Here is an 18,246-nt window from a genome sequence, read left to right as displayed (position 1 = left end):
CCACGTGCTCGGAGAGATTGATTACAACTTAAAGCCGATACAACCGCAGTATTTTCTCTGTAAACCAAACCGTGAAATTATTGGCAAGCTGAAACATATTTATAATGATTCCATCCAGGAGCCGCTAAACCAGGTAGGCGAACTAGAATTCACCATCCCTATGCAAATTAATTGGCATCATAAACTCATTAAGAACAAATATGCCGAGCTCATCCGTGAGCGATATTTGATCAAAGTCGTCCGCGGCCGGAAAATCGACTGGTTTATCGTGGTCAGCCTGTCCCAAGCATCCGAGAATGACCAGGAGAGCATGACGGTAAAATGTTATTCCTCCTATCACATGCTGACTGACAAAATGATCAAGAGCTATAGCGTCGAAGCCTATTATTGCCGGCAGGTACTGACGGATATGTTGGCCAATACCGTATGGAACATCGACTATATCGATGCCGATTTCGACCTTGCCTATCGCGCTTTTGAGTTCCAGTCGAGTACAGTTTTGGATGCTATATATTCGATTGCTGACAAATATAATGCCATCGTCGAGTTTAATACGGACGCAAAAAGCGTAAGCTTCAAAAAGCCGGAATTATTCGGCCTCAATCGAGGCCTGACGTTCAGCTTCGGCAAATATCTCAAAAGCATGAATAAACAAACCTCGGCTGACCAAATGGTCACTAGGCTTACGGCAAAAGGAAAAGATGATTTGACGATCCATCACGTCAATCCCACGGGTCAGGGGTACGTTGAGAGCTTTAGCTACTTTGTATACCCTTTTCGAAGAGATGACCAACGAACAGTCCTCTCTTCTTCTTTTCATATGAGCGACTCCCTTTGCCACGCCCTGCTCGACTACGAAGAGCTTGTGCAATCGAAGACGGGCTTGATTGAAAGCTACATTAAGCAGCGAAATGTCTATGAGGATGAACTGAATCAACTAGACCTTGAGCATAACAGACTTAAGAACAACGAAAAAGTCATAACAAGTACAGTGCTGAGTCAGCAATTTGATGGCAAAATGTTTTTCGAGAAATATGTGCATACCGGAAGCTCCTCGCACACTTTTGAAGTAAACAGCACTTATGCTTATGCCGTATTGATCAAAGCCGACAATACAACCGGTCTATCTGTCGACTTCAATGGGCAACCTCGAAGCCTGCCCTCTGGACAATGGACTATGCTTGGCAAAGTGAAGGACGTCGCCTCCATTCAGGTTACGCTCCAAGGGGGCAATACAGGGGTTTTCATCCAGGTAGCCAACATCAGCCTCGATGAATGGACCGGTTCAGGCAATGAACAGGCCATCGTGGAGAGATACAGCCTGGATCACAAGGAGAATCAGCTGCGGCTGAAGGAAATTGAAATTAACAACAAAAAAGCTCAAATTTCCGATATCCAAAATCAGATTGATGCCCTTCAGGTTGTTTTAGCAGCTAACAACAACTTCTCCCCTGCTCAGCTTCAGGAGCTAAATGAGTTTATCATAGAGCGGGAGTTCAATGACGATGTGTACGTCGACGAGCATGATCTTTATGATGCAGCTCAGGAAAAGCTGCGAGAGCTGCAGCAGCCTCAGCTTTCGATCGATATCGATATCGTGAATTTTCTGGAAATCGTCGGCGAACAACGAAATTGGCATAAGCTTGTACTCGGCGATTTTGTAAATATCAAGTACGAACCTACGGATACATTTGTCACGGCGCGAATTGTAAGTATCAGCTACGACTATGAAGGCCGAGAGATTAGCCTTACCTTATCCAATATTAAAGACGTTAGCGATGACAGCAAGGATATGGAGAAATTCATACAAAACTCAACGAATACGAATATCATCGTTGACACCAGCAAGCATAAATGGGGTAAAGCCATTGTCGATGTGTCCGAAATGTCGCAATTGTTCGAGAATTTTTGGAACAAGGTCACCAATGATATTATTATGGCCTCCAATGAACACGTTGTGATTGACCGCAAAGGCATTACGATCATCGACCCTAATGATCCTTTGAGATTTCTGCGTGCAACCCATGGCGTATTGGGCTTGACGCGCTCTGGCGGATTGAAGTATGAAACAGCCATCTCCCCCGACGGTGTAATTGCAGAAATGGTACTTGGCAAAATCATCCTCGGCCAACGGGTTGTCATCGGCGATACGACAGGAGTTTTTACGATTGAAGGCTCACGGCTCATGATCGATGACCGCTGCGGAAGGGAAGTTCTCAAGCTTGGATTATTGTCCGAATCCCCCGATAAGTTTGGCATTTTCGTGAATCGTTATGCTTCTTCTATGGACTGCAGCAACACGACGATTCTAAACCGGGTGAATATTACTGCCGACGAGGGCCTTGTACTGGAACGTAACCGGAATGGTTCTTTTCAAAAAACGCTCTACACCTCCACGGACGGAGATTTATATATGATTGGGAATCTGCGGGTTGGTGAAGATGAAAGAGTGTTCATCGCGGACCGCAATGGAATAAGCGTGGGCGCAAGCATTTGGAATGACGCCCCTTTTCGTGTAGACATGCACGGCAATTGCTGGCTGGATTCCTTGTTCGCGAATCACGCTGAAATAAAAAACTCGCTATTCAAAGATGGTCATATTGAAGGCTCTTCCCTCGTATTGCGTGATGCGCTTGGCGGGGTCATCAAGATGTATCCTGACCATGGACTTTGGTTTGGAGCGGAGCAATTTGACGATGCCATTGCAAGCATAGCCATGGACGGCACGGCAAAGTTCAAGAAATTAATCGTAACAGATGGACACAACAAACTTTTGATCGACAGCGAACAAAAGAAGATTTTCATGAACAACTGGGATATCGTAGGCGCCGGAGCCATTGACACGGATCTGCTATCTGCCAACATCGTAACTGCGATGGACGGTTTCGTCACCGATCTAACCGCATCCAGAATGACTACCCTGACCGGTCAGATCCGAGAAAATGCAATGGATTACATCCGGATTGACGGCCATACACAAAAGTTTATTAGAGGAAACATCAAACCTGGTTCTGCCGTGCATAAATCTCTCCCAGACGGCAAACTACTCTATTGGATCAACGCTTCTCAAAGCGGACAAATGACAACAGAAGTAACGAATTGGCCGGTCATGACTTATGACATGGAGGAACGGGATAAATTGGTCATCGGACTTAACGATACCAGGCCCAATGCTACTCCCTTTATTCAAATGGGTATCGGGGACGGGAATAATACTCAAGGCGGAAAATCGTTGATCGACAAATATGATGGCGGATTAAAAACTTCCTACCATTCCAGCGGTTCGGCGATCGAAAGAAGCATCGATCTGGCCGACAACGGCATTACGATCCAATCGGACGGCCAGGGCCATATTACGATAAAGGCTCATAGTATTAGTTTAGAAGCTGCTGGCGCAATCAGTTTTTCTGGAACTGAGTATGTATTCACATGATGATAGATTTAACCGTTAAACAGATTCATCTATTGATGGCTTTTTTCTTACTCTATTATATTTTGGGAGGTAATTTTAAATGCCCGGAGTGGCTGTGGATGGTTCGACGTATGAAATGACTGTTGATGATTATGTGACTTTTGATATTTTCACACGTAGAAGAACAGGTACCGATGAGCACGGTAATCCCGAATATGAGTGGGATGAAAGTCCTGGGAAAACTAATGCTAAGATAACAGGGTCTGTGATTGCATCTTCCAAGATGAAAATCGATGGAGTTAGTGTCGCTGTAGTAGGGGATAGAACAAATGAAACTTGGGTTGCTAGCCCACCGGTACCATCTGACACTGAGCGCGTGCGCTATCGAAACATATCTCCTGGGACTTATGGTAGTGGTCAAGGTCGAATCATCTCTGGAAGTGCAAAGGGCAAGCTAGGTGGACAGCCTATTGCTTTAATTGGATCATCTGTAAGAACTCATCTTGATGTAACTACCACTATTAGAACAGGAAACGAAAAAATGAAATTCAGCAGCTAAAAATTAAATATTTCAAGCAATAGTTTTTACCCCAGGAAAGGAGGTGTTCTATATCACAGTTCGCGATTCGTTATATTTTTCATACGCGGGCAGAGTGTCGGCTGAATTTGGCATCTTAAATGTCAGCCTAAGCGGCGACGGAATGTCAGAAGAACCTTTAGCGGCAAGCCGTGAGATTCATGAGGTCTCCATCAAAGGAAGAGATCAGCCCTATTTTCAAGGCATAGAGAAAGATCCTCTGCGATTTAACGTTTCTTTTGCCTTCCAGGAAAGATTTAATACACAAAAACTGAGGGAAGTAGCAAGATGGCTGACCGAACATGAATACTACCAGCCGCTATTCTTTACGAATGACTTAGGCGTGGAGCCTGAAAAAATATACTATGCTTTGGTCGTGGATGAACCAGCATTAGTGCACAATAGCCTGCAGCAAGGCTACATCACACTTACTTTTCGTTGCGATTCGCCCTATGCATATTCGCCGCGCATTTTATCCAAGAAATACGATTGGGCGGACCAACCGTTTACGAACCGGATAAATCATTTCTCAAATAATACGCACGAGAGAACCGGTGTTGATCCTGCCGGCCATCTCGTTTTAACCCCATCAAGGACAACATGGGCGGATATTCCTTCCGGCACGCGCTGGACCGACCTGTAAGGAAAGGAGATTGCAATGTCAACACTAACTACTCGTTTAGGACTCATCAAACCGGAACATTCGGATGAAACACATCAAACCATTTTAGACTTAAGCCAAAACTTCGACATCATTGATGCGGCTGCGGAAAGGTATGCACCTGCACCACCCATAAGCGGAAATCATACGATCCGGGATCGGATTTGGAACGAACGGCCAGCCGTGGGATCATATGCCGGATGGATCTGCACCCGTACGGGAAGAGCTGCTCCAGCATGGACAGGCCTAACCTCCTACTCGCTTGGCCAAACTATCGTCCCTACGGCAGATAACGGACATTACTATGAATGTATTCAAGCCGGTTATTCCGCTGTACAGGAACCAACCTTCCCCGTAACCAGCGGAACTGAAGTGGAAGACACCAAAGCAGCAACGACCTGGACCGCCAATAAGGCCTATGCTCAGAACGAAGTCGTATTCCCCACGATTGATAACGGTCGTTTCTACGTGTGCACCGTAGCCGGTGATTCGGGGATGTTTGAACCGGTGTGGGCAACTTCGAATGGCTATATTACGAATGACGGGACTGTCGCCTGGTCAAGCTATCGCATTGCCAAATGGCGTGAGGCTGGGGTTTCGACCATGTTCCGTCCATTTGGAAAAATAGAATAAAGGGTGATGATATGAACTGGCTGCAACTAGGCAATCTGCAAGGCATCTCGACATCCCCCTCCTTCACTGTACCTTTGCAAGTTGATGGCGCACTAACCAAGATATCGTGGAAGTACTCTTCCCCACCTGGTACGAAAATCATCGTACAAACCAGGCTGTCTTTTAGCAATGGTGCGGATTGGACGGAATGGAGGATTTGCACCAACGGCGGAGCTATTCCTGATCTCTCCTCCGCCGATAAAATCGACCACCCGCAAATGATGTATAGAGTCATTATATCATCGCCGGATTACGCTGCCGTTCCAGCATTTGAAGAGATTACTTTCACCTTTGAACCTGTGATCATCATCGATAATACCGGAGACTTGGATTGCAAACCGGAGATTTGGATTACCAAAGAAGGGAACGGTGATTTTAGCATCGTGAACCTGTCCAGTAGAGCTGAGGAATTTAAATTTAGCGACCTTATCGATCAAGAAACCATCTATATCGATAACGAGCAGGAAGACATTGAAACCAGCTTGGCAGCCACCTATAGATATTCCAATTTCAATGATAACTATTTAAATTTGCCTGCAGGCTCGAATTTATTGAAATTATCCGGGAAAGCCAAAGTCCAGTTCAGGTACCAATTCAAGTACTTATAAGGAGGTGATACAATGCCACGACTGCAAACACAATTGCAATACAACGATCCCTCGATCGTCATTTGGCGGGACCCGCCTTACATCGACCGTTCAGACTCCCTTCCGGTCATTAACGGCATCATTACTTTGTTAGAAATCCCTTCGTCTCAGGACAGAGTTCGCATCGCTGGAATGGTTGAGGTACATATCGAGGACTTTATCCATAAGAATACGCTAGATCCGGATGAATTCCACGTTAACTACGGAAATGGGCAAATTCAGTTCCATCCCTCCCATGAAGGAAAAACGTTTCTCTGCGAGTACAAGGGAAAAGGTCAAATTCTGCTTCCAGCTTCCCGGGTGTACGCCATGGTTGAACGAAGTCCCGATATCGTTAAAACGCTGCAAGACATCATTGACGAAATGTTGCATCATCTCAGCAAGTACAATATGAAACTGCTTGAAATTAACAATGCAATATCCGCGGCGACACAGGCGGCGGTAGAAGCCAATCTTTCAGCGGATCATGCTAACAAAGCAGCTCAGACGGCCTTGAATGCCGCAGATCAGGCGCTTGTTGTCATTCGGGATGCCATGAAGATCTACAAGGTTCCAGTTAATAATTTTGGTGACTTGGCAACAACCTACCCCAGGCCTGAACTGGGATGGACGGTCATGGTTCGAAACACAGGGAATATCTACCGCTGGGACGGTTTCGATTGGATTCTCATTGAGAATTTTACTCAGGCGGCCTTCCCTATTGCCTCAAGAACCGTGAACGGATTAATGAGCAAAGAGGATTTTATTGCATTCCATGATAAATTAGAGCTTAAAACTTTAATATTCCTGGTAGGAAAACCGAAATTGACAGGCGTTCCGCCGCTGGTCAGCTCTTTTCCATTTGCCGGAGAAATAAAAAATATTAAAGCCTTCTGTCTACACAGCGGCTCATTTCAACCCACCGAAATTGAAATACAAAAAATCTCCGAGGCCAATTTCAAAAATAATGGCATCTGGGACAATATTCTAACCGATAATATTAGCTTTCCGATCGGCAGCTTAGTATCTAATACGCATACAGTTTCAGATCACAAAGTAAATACCAACGATTACTTCAGGCTTAATATTACGGACCTGGATTCCGAGATTCAAGGCATTACAGTTCAAATTGATATTCAAATTTAACACTCTAGTTAGAGTGTTTTATTATTTTTTAGGAGGAGATTATAAATGGCAATCGCACCAATCGTAGAATTTACGCAACCCAACGGGACTTCTCAGGTCAATTCCCTGGATTTTCTGACTGTCGACGCAGGTACTGTTTCAAATGATTTCACGATACTAATTTGGAACAACAGAGGAAAATCCTCGGACGTTTCGGATATGGAGCACTGTACGATTACAACACAGGATCAAAACGGCGGAAATACAGGAGAACTCGTTACAGGGCGATGGATCGAGGTTCGAGTAGACTCAATGAATGAAAACTCATATACTCCAATAGGCGGAAACAACACTAAAACCATTCAAGCCGAAGGTGCCGGTGCGGGCAAGATCTCCGGTGCAGCTAATAATGGTACGGTGGATGGAGCCAAAGCTAACTATGCTAAAGTAACGCTACAAGCGAATGTGCCCTCTTTAGCGACCGCTGGCAACATTGATTTCTTAATCCGGGTAGCCTATCAATTTTAATATCTTAATGACACTCAGGACACCGCTGTGGTGTCCTTTTTCATATTCCAATACAATGGGAGGCGATTTTATGTTTCATCATATTCATCCTTGTTCCCCCGTGGAGCAAGAGTTCATCTGGATGGCCGAATACAACGATAACACCTATTTAGCTGAATACAATTTTGATGACAAGGCTGGAAATCTTTTCAATTCAATCGACAAGGACAAACTGCTTAGATTCGGTCTGATCGGCAATGGAAAAAGATTTTATTTCGAGGTATGGGGTGGCGTGTTCAAAATCGACGGAAGATTGTATGAGCTATTTTTTGAAACGAAGGATCAGACAATTCCCCTTACGGGAAATCAATTGCATTATAAAGATATTATTTCCTATAAAACGGCCGAAGTCCTGTTGAATCCTGTAACGCTGAAATCGGTAAGAGATACTGCAATTACGAGCTACAACTTTGGCTATAAAGCCAGCATGGATGCAGAGAATTACGCACTGCAATTCAAGGCACAATGCGTGATTCCCTATGATAATCCCGTTCATTTCAATTTCAGACTGGTATCCGACAAGGCGTTGCACGGAGAATTCGTGATCAAAAAAAACGGTAAAGAAATCGATCGTATTAAAACATCACTGAAGAAAAACGTGGCAAGCGAACTTAACTGGATCATTCAATAAGGAGGTGTGCATATGAGTCTAGGACTAAATAAATTAGAGGCTATCGAGCTTCCGAAGCCGAAATATTTGGACGCCAGCAGCAATGAACAAGACGTAGATTTAAAGGTTACTTTAAGCTCCGAGCACAGCTATGAATTTGAGAATACAACGAACTTAATTAAAACCTACTTCAAGAAAAATATTAGTGAGTACGCACCAGTCAAAGTGGATATCGGAGATCACTTTTTTGAGTGGACTCCTTTTGGAGTAGGATTTGCGGATGAGCAGGGTAATGAAGATTGGTTTGGAAGAATCAACGATGCTGAGGCAGAGATTGATGACAATAAAGTGATCTATAAAGATTTGTTGCTTGGCATTGACGATGAGTTCATCGTGAATGCTGGCGAGTTGAAGCACAACACCATTTTGAACTCTAAACCAGTCTATAATCATACGTTGCCAGGTAAACAAATTAATGTTGTTGTTGATGGAATCATCGACTTTTCCACTGACATTAATATGTTCGTTGACGGCACGATCCAGAAGGATGAGTTTGAAACTTCTTCCGAGATCCAGTTTAGGGACAGTAGCGGAGATATTGTTTTCACTTTGCCACCGCCAGTTGCCTATGAAATCAACGGAAGCGCAACTACTCAATGTATGTATAAAGTAATCAAGATCGGAAATGTGATTAGTCTTAAGATTTTCACACCTTATGAGTGGATTGAGGATGCTAGCAGGGCATATCCAGTAGCGATTGATCCAACTTTAAGGTATATATCTACCGCTGGAATGCCTACTGGAGCAATTCACTTTTCTTCGTGGTCTGAAAATGGAGATTTTTTTGCTCTTGGTTACAACTATACCACAAGCGCTTATAAGTTTGACCCTTTAACAAATACCGTTACTGAGTTAAATCCACCACAAGGAGGGTACGGCAGAACTGAATTTGTTAATTTTGCACCAAACGGAAAGTATATCTTAGTAGCAAGTCATATTACGTCAGGAGCAGACTTAAGAATTTTTAGCTATAATACTTTGGAGCAGGGATTTACAAATCTAATCTCTCACGAGCCGAGCACTGGCTACAACATTGCAGCTTTTTTCAATAAAAACAATAGAATCGTATATTCAAACAATTACTCCATTGTATTTCAAGATTTTGATATAGAAAATGGAATTTTTTTACCTAATAAAACATCAAGTGGAATTCCATATAGAGTATCAAAAATCGCAGTAAGCAAAAATGATAAATACCTACTTCGCATAGAGGTCCTTGGTGATAAATTTAAAATCAACTCTATTGTAAATGGCTCTATGGGACCTGCTATTTCTTTGCCTAGTGGACTAGCAGCTTCGCGCATCAATGATTTTGATTTATCTTCTGATGAAAAATTTATAGCCTTTGCTCTAACAGCACACCCTTATTTTTGTGTATGTCCATTCGATGAAAATGCAGGAGTGATTGGAGACCCTATTTTCCCTAATACCCCACTAGATATGCCAGGAGTCAAAATATCTTTTTCAAAAAAAATGAATTACCTTGTTGTAGCTAAAAACTCATCCTCATCTTCAGAAAGAGCTTTAACAATATATAAATTCAATAAAGAATCGGCATACATTGGAGATCAAATTCATATCGACCCTAATTTGCCCCAACCAACAACTGGAAATGGATACCCGATTACAAGTATTAATTTTAGTCCAACAGGAGAGCATTTAATCGTTACCAAGCACTATTACACCACTACGCCTGCTAACTTTTTTCTTTATAAATTTTTCTATGAACCTGAAAACAATGTTTTCTTCAAAGATCCTATCACTGAAGACTACTATTCTGACAACAAGGGCAACACTCTTATGCTCATCGACTTTGGAACAATAGTAGCAGGTCAAACCACAAGCCCAAAGAGAATATTGCTTGAAAATTGTTATGACTATGCCGTTAAAAATATTCAATTATCAATTTCAAATCCATCTCAAGATTTTAGAGTTGAGCTAAGTGAAAGTGATCTTCCTTTTATGCCTCAACAAACGCTATATTTTAATCAAACGCTAAATCCAAGAGAGAGTGTTCCATTTTATATTCGAGTTACAACAACAGATCAATCTCAGTCAGGCGGAATGTTTGAAGTCTTGGCTAAATGTGATGTAGTCTAAATGGCTATGTCTAATTCCAATACAATGGAAGAAGGTGGAAAATGTTTAGAATAATTGAGCAAACTCAAGCTCAAATGCAGCAAGGATACTTTAGTAACTCTGACATATATGTTGATGGGTACGGAAAGCTGACCCTAGTAAATCGAAACATGCAGACGAACTTAGCATTGAATAAGCCGTATACAAAGACATTAAACTCTCCTTTAGATTCTAGATACGGAGACACTGGAAACAGACTTTTCACAGATGGTAACAAATCTACTTGGTTTCAGTATAGCAATTTAATAGAAGAAGATATTGTAGTTGACCTCGGCCTTATCCAATCTGTGGGTGGGGCTTGTTTATATACAAATCTAAATCCAGGGGCTGGAGGAAATCCACGTTTTGTTGAATTCTATGGGAGTATTAATGGAGTTGATTTCAGCTATTTAGGGGAAGATGGAATTTCCACAGGGAATACATTTAATACTTTTGTCACTTCATTCCATGGTAGTTTTAGATATTTAAAATTCAAAGTAAAGAGGCCGAGTGCCTATGTTACACGTTTAGCTGAAGGCGAGATATATTCTGGAATATCCTACACATCATATCGCGAACATATCTATGATATTTCTTCAGTGGGTGTACTAAGAACAAATAATGCATTTTGGGTGGATGAGATCCCTTTTGGCACCACCGTCACTGTAGAGACCTCCATATCCCTCGATGGAGGAGGAACTTGGTCTACGTGGAAGCCATTAGCTAATGGAAGCTCTATTCAAAACGCTCCACTGGGAACAGATATAAGCAATGGTCGATTGAAGATTAGGACAGCATTATCAACTAATAGTATCAATGTTCCTTCTTTTTATAACTTTAATATGTACTTTGATGACACTCCAAAGACGGATGAGAAGTATATTATCATCCCGCGAAATGCTTATTCATTAAATAAGATTACTCCTGAAATGACTTCATCAAATGAGCCTGCTCCTTATGTGGTAACTGGAACTGGCACAAATGAGACTTCATATCCCTCCTGGAAATTGTTTGACGGATTAGCATCGCCAAGCTCGTTAAATGATATGTGGAGGCCCTATGGAGTTGGAACCTATGTTCAGTTAGATTTAGGAAGTGGCAATGCAAAAGCAGTATCAGGATATCGCCTTCAAAAAAATGCTTCTAGTACTGGACTAACAGGTTTTCGGATTGAAGGAAGCTTTGATGGAGTGGATTGGGTAACAGTTGATGAGCAGTCAGCAGTGATATGGTCGGGCAATGAGTTGTTTCAACAAATCAGCCCATTAAAAACGAATGAAGTATATAGATACTTCAGACTTTACATGACTACAGGAGAGAGACCGTATCTAACCGAACTAGAGCTCTTCGAACTTGTGGACGGCAACGGCTACCAAATCAAGTCCTCTCTGATTGTTCCTTACGGGACATCTTTGCCATCAATGCTATATATACCGCCGCACAATAAAGCTACAGGCTATGTAGACGTTAGACCAATTTACCACGAAAATCTACCAGCAAGAGTAAGTATCAAAGTGCACGACAATCTTTCATGTCGTATTAATATTCCTATTAACAACCGAGCCAGTGCAATTGTCAAAATCGTCCAACCGCCGACGAAAATGCTATCGCTAAGTCCGATCAAAGATGCTTTTGTTCGCGAAGGCACTCCAAAGTTCAACTATGGAACAGAACAGGATTTATATGTTGGTTACAACTCTAAGTTTAGTGAGAAGTATCGCTCTTTTGTTAAATTTGATATATCTGTACTGCCAGCAGATCAAATCATTAAATCTGCTCACTTTAAATTATTTCATGAGCTCGAAGGAACCCCTGTTCAGAAGGTCGAGATTTATGAGTTAGATCGCGAATGGAATGAACGAGGAGTTACGTGGGACAACCAGCCGGTACCGACCATTAAAATTGCGGAGGTGGATGTAGGCGGCGTTGGAGGCTACCTCTCCGTTGATTTTACCGACATTGTTAAAGACTGGTATAACGGCAGCCAACAGAATAAAGGCTTTATGATCAAGCTTGCAGACGAAAATGAACAGTACTACAAGCGGTTCTATTCCAAGGAGAGCAGGCACAGCCCGATACTGGATATTGAATATCTTGATCAGACCGTTTACACCTATGAAAGAGCGGATCTCAGGAACAACCGAATTGTTGTCCGCCAAAGCAATGACAAAGCCATAACTGCAAAACTTACTATTCATCAAATCTGGTACGATCAAGACATCAAATCGCGAATCAAGATTGCTAATATGGGAGTAATCGATGGCAGTTTGATCGTTAAAGCTCCCGTTTTATTGTCACGAATAACCGTCCGGCAATCAGAGCAGCGTGATTTAACTGCCAAACTAAACGTTCAAATAAAGAAAAGCGAAGATATCCTCTCACAAATCACGGTCAGCAGAGATTTTGCATTTGGACGCATCAGAGTAAGACAACGGAAAGATATTGGCTTAGCAAGCAGGATAGCCATCAGAGTATCTGAAGAACTAAATCTACCCACAACACTTGCCGTGATAAATCCAAATCTTAGTGCTAAAATTTCCGTCGTAAAAAGCGAATATCTAGCCGGTACTATCCATGTCATTGGGCAAGAGGAAAAGTTATTACTTAGTAAGATCGTTATCCGCAGGAATGAAAATAAGGACCTTCCTGCCCATATCAGGGTATTTGAAAAGGCAACCTTGCCTGCAACCATCCATGTCATCTCGGCCTATATTCCATGCCGAATCTCTATTCCTACTCATATCTGTTTCGATCAGCCTTCCCGAATCAGGGTGCGAGTGAAATGGGCTAGCGACTTAATGAGTCGGATTGTCATTGACGATCCTAATGGAGATTCTCAGGGGTATGTATATATATTGTAAGTTTCTAGAGACTTCTTGCCATAAGAGGTCTCTTCCACTTTTTACACTGAAGGGGATGGATTAATGAACAACTATACCAAATTACTCGAGATCAAAGGTTTGATCTTCGCCTATCTCAAGCCACTGACCGCTAAAGAAATTGGATTCTATGGCATATTTGGCGTGATCGGGAGTTTTATCGCTCAAACATATGGAGGTTGGAGTCCAGCTATGACATTACTTATTATTCTAATGGGTTCTGACTATATCACAGGCATCCTCGCCAGCTTGAAGGAGGGCCGAGGCATCGCCAGTGCTGCATCATTCTGGGGACTGATCAAGAAAGGCTTAATGCTTCTTGCCGTGTTAATTGCTCACCATGTAGACATCGTGATGAATACGAACGCCGTCATGATCGGCAGTATTTATTTCTGGTATGCCAATGAAATTATTTCACTGGCCGAAAATTATGGACGGCTAGAGCTTCCTTTTCCAGAATTCATTAAAGAAAAAATCGCCATGCTTAAAGGTAAAGAAAAACACAATTAAAATAAAGGAACAATGAAACAACCCATGACGGCATGAAAAGGCTTTAAATGAACTTAAAGGGCAAGTGACCAGCTTAATGCGCGAAGCGACCCTGCCGCATGTTCCAGCTCACGCTCAACCAACCCTAGATGCGCTAGATAAATGAAGGGTAAAAACAGAAACCCTGTATTGTATTAAATAGTGTCCACGTACGGAGCCAAGACTTTTGCAACATGATGACCTTACTGTTTCACGCAGGACTATTTGCAGAGAAATAAACCATGTGGCCTAGTGTGCATAAAAGCATTCGTCAGCGGGAAAATTACAAATAACATACTGACAAGGAGGTAATTAATATGGCCAAGCCGGACGATCGTTCCGATAACGTGGAAAAGTTACAGGATGCCATTCAGGATACCATCGAAAATTTCCGCGAGGGACAGGATTATTTAAGCGAGCATGCCGATGAAATCAGCGGCGATGAGAAAGCCCAAATTGAGGCTAAAAATAAACGACGCCTGCAAAGTATCAGAGGCTTCCGCGAAGAGGTTAAAGACGAGGCCGCGGACGCTCAGAAGTAATCCGTAGCTGCCTGTTTGATTCTTTCTAGGGAGAGAACGAAGATGCTCATCTTGTGCTCTCTCTTTTCTATTACTGTCTACGCTATTTCTCACCCTCACCCTCCCCCCACCCTCCTCATCCTCATAAAAAATGACACCGATCTCTCGATCGATGCCACTCTTCTTCAAGCTTCGCTTAAATTAAGCTTCATCCCAAACGGTAACTTCCTTCATTTTGTCGCCAGGACGAATTTCGTCCACAAGCTCCATGCCGGAGGTTACTTTTCCGAACACCGTGTGTACACCGTTTAAATGCGGCTGTGGCTCATAAACGATAAAGAACTGGCTTCCGCCCGTATCCTTGCCCGCATGAGCCATGGAGAGCACTCCACGCTCGTGCTTGGTCGTATTCGTTGCCGTTTCGCATTTGATGGTGTAGCCAGGGCCGCCTGTGCCATTACCAGTTGGGCAGCCGCCTTGAGCCACGAAACCAGGGATAACACGGTGGAACGTCAGTCCGTTGTAATATCCAGAATTAGCCAGCTTCTCGAAGTTTGCTACAGTTCCCGGCGCTTCTTCCGGCAAAAATTGAATTTCTACCTCTCCGCCTTTTTCCAGTACGATCTTGCCTTTTTTCATATCGGATCACTTCCTTCTCTATTCTCAGTAAGACAAACCTCTTACAGTTTACTATGAAATTGAGCGATGAGCAAAAAAATCCGCCACCAATTTTGGCAGCGGAACTATCGAGCTTATTTAAATGATGGCTGCTTGGAAATACGTTCGGGAATAACGTCGCAGGAAATGATATCATCCAGCGTCTCGCGCTTGACGACAACATCACTGGCCCCGTCCTTGACAAAGACAACGGCTGGACGGCGAATGCGATTATAGTTGCTGGCCATTGCATAATTATAAGCCCCTGTGCAGGATACAGCCAGTAAATCTGCCTGGTTTACTTTAGGCAGCTCCAGGTCCCAAATGAGCATATCCCCACTCTCGCAGCACTTGCCGGCGATCGATACCGTCTCTTCATGGGGGTCATTTCCCCGGTTCGCCAGCATCGCCTCATACTTGGAGTCATAAAGCGCCGGGCGCGGATTATCGGTCATCCCGCCGTCAACAGCGACATATTTGCGCACGCCTGGTATATCTTTCGTGGAACCGACGGTGTATAGCGTGGTGCCAGCATCGCCGATAATACTGCGGCCTGGCTCTACCCAAATTTCCGGAATTTGCGCATAAACTTCAGCAAAATGCTTCTTGACCGCGTCCGTAATCGCTTTGACGTACTGGGACACTTGCAGCGGCTGGTCATCGCCGGTATAGCGAATGCCGAAGCCCCCACCTAGATTAATCACCTTGAAAACGACACCTAGCGTTTCCTTAACATCGCTCGCAAAACGAGCTACGCGCTCAATGGCCAGTTCAAAGCCTTCCACTTCAAAAATCTGCGAACCGATATGCGAATGCACTCCGAGCAAACGAAGATTCAAGCTGCCGGAAGCCAGCTCGACAGCCTCTTTAGCTGAGCCATTGCCGATGTCAAAACCGAATTTTGAATCGGTCTGTCCCGTAGAAATAAATTCATGCGTGTGCGCTTCCACGCCCGGTGTTACACGCAACAGAACGTTCACGGCGATTCCCTTCTCAGCGGCTACAGCCTGAAGCATATGCAGCTCCGTGAAATTATCCACGACGTAGCAGCCAATACCCGCGGAAATGGCCATTTCCAGTTCATCCAGCGTCTTGTTGTTGCCATGGAAATGAATGCGCTCCGGCGGAAAACCAGCCTGAAGTGCCGTGTACAGTTCTCCTTCAGAGACGACGTCCAGCGACAGCCCCTCTTCCTCCACCAATCTGCACATCGCCATCACACAGAAAGCCTTGCTCGCATAAGCTACCTGAAATGTAAGACCCGATTGCTTGAATGCATCCATATATTCGCGGCATCTTTGCCGTACAAGTGCTTCATCAACGATGTAGAGCGGTGTACCATACTGCTGCTTCAAATCGACTGTATCGCAACCGCCGATTTCAAGATGCCCTTTGGCATTAATTTTACTAGTACCATGTAAATACATTTAGCACTCTCCACTTTCAATTTTTACACCAGTATAACAAACATTAGGTGAACTGAAAAATGGATTTTTACGATGATCATTTGTATTTTTTATCAGACAACCTATTTAACTACTCCTGGCGCGGCATTCGCGTACGATCCCTTGTTTTATTGATCGATGGCCTTTGCTTGGATGTCATGACCGGCATACGGAATAATATCGCTGCCATCGCCTTTGCATTAAATGGAATAAACGGCCAGAGATAGGAGGTGTTATAGGAGCGTCTTAGGGTGAGCCAAATAACAAACGCTGTTACACCTACTACAAATCCGGATCCGCCAAAGATCGCTACGGCGACTAGCAAACCCAATCGAACAGCCCGATTGGCAAGCCCCAGCTCATAGCTCGGCGTCGCAAACATCCCTATTGCCGCTACAGCCATATACAGAACTACTTCGTTGACGAACAATCCCGTCTTGACGGCAATATCCCCAATTAATATCGCTGCGATCAGACCCATGGCCGAAGCCAGCGGCGTTGGCGTATGTACAGCGGCCATTCGTAGTAAATCTACCCCAAATTCAATTAATAGGAATTGAGCGATCAGCGGAATTTTCGCATTAGCCTGCGGGCCGATAAACGACATCATAGCCGGCTTCATTTCCGGATGGATAACCAGCAGCAACCATAGGGGGAGCAAAAACAACGAAGCAAGAATGCCGATAAAACGCACCCAGCGCAAATATGTCCCCATAAATGCCGTCTGTCTGTTCTCTTCCGCATGCTGGCATAAATCAAAGAATGTAGTCGGCAAAATAATTACACTGGGTGATGTATCACTAAATATCACTACCCGCCCTTCCATTATATGCGAAGCGACGACATCCGGTCTCTCTGAATATCGAACGAGTGGATAGGGATTCCAGCCCTTGCGTACAATCGCTTCCTCCAATTGCTTGTCCGCAAGCGGAATGCCGTCGATATCGATCGAGGTAATCTTGTCGCGTATAGCTTCGACCTGCGTCTTATCTACAATATCATCGATGTAAGCGATGCAAACCGCGGTTTGGGTTCGGCGTCCTACTTTGTGCATTTCAAAGATTAGACCTGGGTCGCAAAGACGTCGACGCACTAACGTAACGTTCGTGAGCAAGGTCTCTGTAAAACCATCCCGAGCGCCTCTAACGACGCGTTCGAGCGAAGGCTCTTCAGGACTTCGTATCGGATAAGAACGAGTATCCATCACTAAAGCTTCCCGCTCTCCTTCAATAAACAAAGCGCTCATCCCGCCTAATACCATCAATATGACATCAGATAGCTTATCGATTTTTTTTACCTGAATATGCGGGATATAGAGATCAAAAAAGGCTTGCAAAGCACCAGAGGACAAATTGTCAGGAGACAAATAAGTTAATCTTTTGAGTATTTCCTGCAGTATATCCTCTTTCGCAAAACCGCTGACAAAAAACAATCCCGTTCGCGTATCGCCAAATGTCATTTCTCGAAAATCGACATCAAAGCTTTTGCCTAGACCTACGACCTCCTCCAAAGTCTTCCTCGTTGTATCTAACTCCTCGCTGATCTGACTGCTTTTCTGCCAATAGACAACCGACTCCTCAACAGAGTCCGAGCGTTCACGTTCAATTTTTACCTTCCGTAGCTCCTCGTCCCTCTTTCCTTTCTCTTCGTCCACGCTGTCCGTCTCCTCGACGGAATATCCCTCCGGATAAGGAAAAAAATCCGGTGGATGCTGCTCATTATGCGTAAATCCGTTTTGCTCCCGATCCGTCATACTTTTACCTCCCTGCATGCGTTCATATCAAGATG

15 protein-coding genes are annotated in these 18,246 nt (G+C 43.8%); 12 read left to right on the top strand and 3 right to left on the bottom strand.

Translation table 11 applies throughout. The annotated features are described in order from the left end of the window. Window positions 1–4 precede the first annotated feature (4 nt). The 12 genes from EIM92_RS13920 to tlp all read left to right on the top strand — a co-directional run bounded on the left by EIM92_RS13920 (window position 5) and on the right by tlp (window position 14,377). Window positions 5–3,433, top strand: a complete 3,429-nt coding sequence (locus EIM92_RS13920) for a phage tail spike protein (RefSeq protein WP_125083157.1) — start codon at window positions 5–7, stop codon at window positions 3,431–3,433. A gap of 79 nt (window positions 3,434–3,512) precedes the next feature. After that, window positions 3,513–3,971, top strand: a complete 459-nt coding sequence (locus EIM92_RS13915; RefSeq protein WP_125083156.1) for a PAAR domain-containing protein — start codon at window positions 3,513–3,515, stop codon at window positions 3,969–3,971. A gap of 43 nt (window positions 3,972–4,014) precedes the next feature. Then, window positions 4,015–4,632, top strand: a complete 618-nt coding sequence (locus tag EIM92_RS13910) for a distal tail protein Dit (RefSeq protein WP_125083155.1) — start codon at window positions 4,015–4,017, stop codon at window positions 4,630–4,632. A gap of 15 nt (window positions 4,633–4,647) precedes the next feature. Next, window positions 4,648–5,283 (top strand): hypothetical protein, encoded by a 636-nt coding sequence (locus EIM92_RS13905; protein ID WP_125083154.1) that lies wholly within the window; start codon window positions 4,648–4,650, stop codon window positions 5,281–5,283. Window positions 5,284–5,294: 11 nt separating this feature from the next. Then, on the top strand, window positions 5,295–5,930 hold the full coding sequence (locus tag EIM92_RS13900; protein WP_125083153.1) for a phage tail family protein: 636 nt from the start codon (window positions 5,295–5,297) through the stop codon (window positions 5,928–5,930). 12 nt (window positions 5,931–5,942) lie between these two features. Then, window positions 5,943–7,094, top strand: coding sequence for a hypothetical protein (locus EIM92_RS13895; protein ID WP_125083152.1), 1,152 nt, complete (start codon window positions 5,943–5,945; stop codon window positions 7,092–7,094). Between the two features lie 45 nt (window positions 7,095–7,139). Next, a complete protein-coding gene (locus EIM92_RS13890) occupies window positions 7,140–7,601 on the top strand; it encodes a hypothetical protein (RefSeq protein WP_125083151.1) in 462 nt (153 codons plus the stop codon). Window positions 7,602–7,671: 70 nt separating this feature from the next. Next, a complete protein-coding gene (locus EIM92_RS13885) occupies window positions 7,672–8,271 on the top strand; it encodes a hypothetical protein (RefSeq protein WP_125083150.1) in 600 nt (199 codons plus the stop codon). 12 nt (window positions 8,272–8,283) lie between these two features. After that, window positions 8,284–10,410 (top strand): Kelch repeat-containing protein, encoded by a 2,127-nt coding sequence (locus EIM92_RS13880; RefSeq protein WP_125083149.1) that lies wholly within the window; start codon window positions 8,284–8,286, stop codon window positions 10,408–10,410. A gap of 41 nt (window positions 10,411–10,451) precedes the next feature. Beyond that, window positions 10,452–13,289: a DNRLRE domain-containing protein gene (locus tag EIM92_RS13875; protein ID WP_125083148.1), complete on the top strand. Its 2,838-nt coding sequence runs from the start codon at window positions 10,452–10,454 to the stop codon at window positions 13,287–13,289. A 63-nt stretch (window positions 13,290–13,352) separates the two neighbouring features. Beyond that, window positions 13,353–13,817: a phage holin family protein gene (locus EIM92_RS13870; protein WP_125083147.1), complete on the top strand. Its 465-nt coding sequence runs from the start codon at window positions 13,353–13,355 to the stop codon at window positions 13,815–13,817. A gap of 335 nt (window positions 13,818–14,152) precedes the next feature. Next, window positions 14,153–14,377 carry a small acid-soluble spore protein Tlp gene (gene tlp / locus EIM92_RS13865; protein WP_125083146.1) on the top strand — a complete coding sequence of 75 codons (225 nt, stop codon included), beginning with the start codon at window positions 14,153–14,155 and terminating at the stop codon, window positions 14,375–14,377. A gap of 180 nt (window positions 14,378–14,557) precedes the next feature. On the opposite strand, the gene EIM92_RS13860 is transcribed toward tlp, so the two are convergent. The 3 genes from EIM92_RS13860 to EIM92_RS13850 all read right to left on the bottom strand — a co-directional run bounded on the left by EIM92_RS13860 (window position 14,558) and on the right by EIM92_RS13850 (window position 18,211). Continuing rightward, window positions 14,558–14,995 (bottom strand): peptidylprolyl isomerase, encoded by a 438-nt coding sequence (locus EIM92_RS13860; protein WP_125083145.1) that lies wholly within the window; start codon window positions 14,993–14,995, stop codon window positions 14,558–14,560. A 113-nt stretch (window positions 14,996–15,108) separates the two neighbouring features. Beyond that, entirely contained in the window at window positions 15,109–16,440 is a 1,332-nt protein-coding gene (gene lysA / locus EIM92_RS13855; protein WP_125083144.1) for a diaminopimelate decarboxylase, read from the bottom strand. 109 nt (window positions 16,441–16,549) lie between these two features. Beyond that, entirely contained in the window at window positions 16,550–18,211 is a 1,662-nt protein-coding gene (locus EIM92_RS13850; RefSeq protein WP_125083143.1) for a spore germination protein, read from the bottom strand. Window positions 18,212–18,246 lie beyond the last annotated feature (35 nt).

It is taken from the genome of Paenibacillus lentus (assembly GCF_003931855.1).
In the GTDB taxonomy this organism is placed as follows: Bacteria; Bacillota; Bacilli; order Paenibacillales; family Paenibacillaceae; genus Fontibacillus; species Fontibacillus lentus.
The sequence above is the reverse complement of the archived record's forward strand: the minus strand, read 5'-3'. Positions and strand labels throughout refer to the sequence as shown.

Excerpts from the sequence above, each read along its gene's own strand:
- EIM92_RS13895 (WP_125083152.1), top strand. The coding sequence starts at position 5,943 with ATGCCACGACTGCAAACACAATTGCAATACAACGATCCCTCGATCGTC.
- EIM92_RS13890 (WP_125083151.1), top strand. The coding sequence starts at position 7,140 with ATGGCAATCGCACCAATCGTAGAATTTACGCAACCCAACGGGACTTCT.
- tlp (WP_125083146.1), top strand. The coding sequence starts at position 14,153 with ATGGCCAAGCCGGACGATCGTTCCGATAACGTGGAAAAGTTACAGGAT.
- EIM92_RS13880 (WP_125083149.1), top strand. The coding sequence starts at position 8,284 with ATGAGTCTAGGACTAAATAAATTAGAGGCTATCGAGCTTCCGAAGCCG.
- EIM92_RS13900 (WP_125083153.1), top strand. The coding sequence starts at position 5,295 with ATGAACTGGCTGCAACTAGGCAATCTGCAAGGCATCTCGACATCCCCC.
- EIM92_RS13915 (WP_125083156.1), top strand. The coding sequence starts at position 3,513 with ATGCCCGGAGTGGCTGTGGATGGTTCGACGTATGAAATGACTGTTGAT.
- EIM92_RS13905 (WP_125083154.1), top strand. The coding sequence starts at position 4,648 with ATGTCAACACTAACTACTCGTTTAGGACTCATCAAACCGGAACATTCG.
- EIM92_RS13885 (WP_125083150.1), top strand. The coding sequence starts at position 7,672 with ATGTTTCATCATATTCATCCTTGTTCCCCCGTGGAGCAAGAGTTCATC.
- EIM92_RS13850 (WP_125083143.1), bottom strand. The coding sequence starts at position 18,211 with ATGACGGATCGGGAGCAAAACGGATTTACGCATAATGAGCAGCATCCA.
- EIM92_RS13860 (WP_125083145.1), bottom strand. The coding sequence starts at position 14,995 with ATGAAAAAAGGCAAGATCGTACTGGAAAAAGGCGGAGAGGTAGAAATT.
- EIM92_RS13870 (WP_125083147.1), top strand. The coding sequence starts at position 13,353 with ATGAACAACTATACCAAATTACTCGAGATCAAAGGTTTGATCTTCGCC.
- lysA (WP_125083144.1), bottom strand. The coding sequence starts at position 16,440 with ATGTATTTACATGGTACTAGTAAAATTAATGCCAAAGGGCATCTTGAA.
- EIM92_RS13875 (WP_125083148.1), top strand. The coding sequence starts at position 10,452 with ATGTTTAGAATAATTGAGCAAACTCAAGCTCAAATGCAGCAAGGATAC.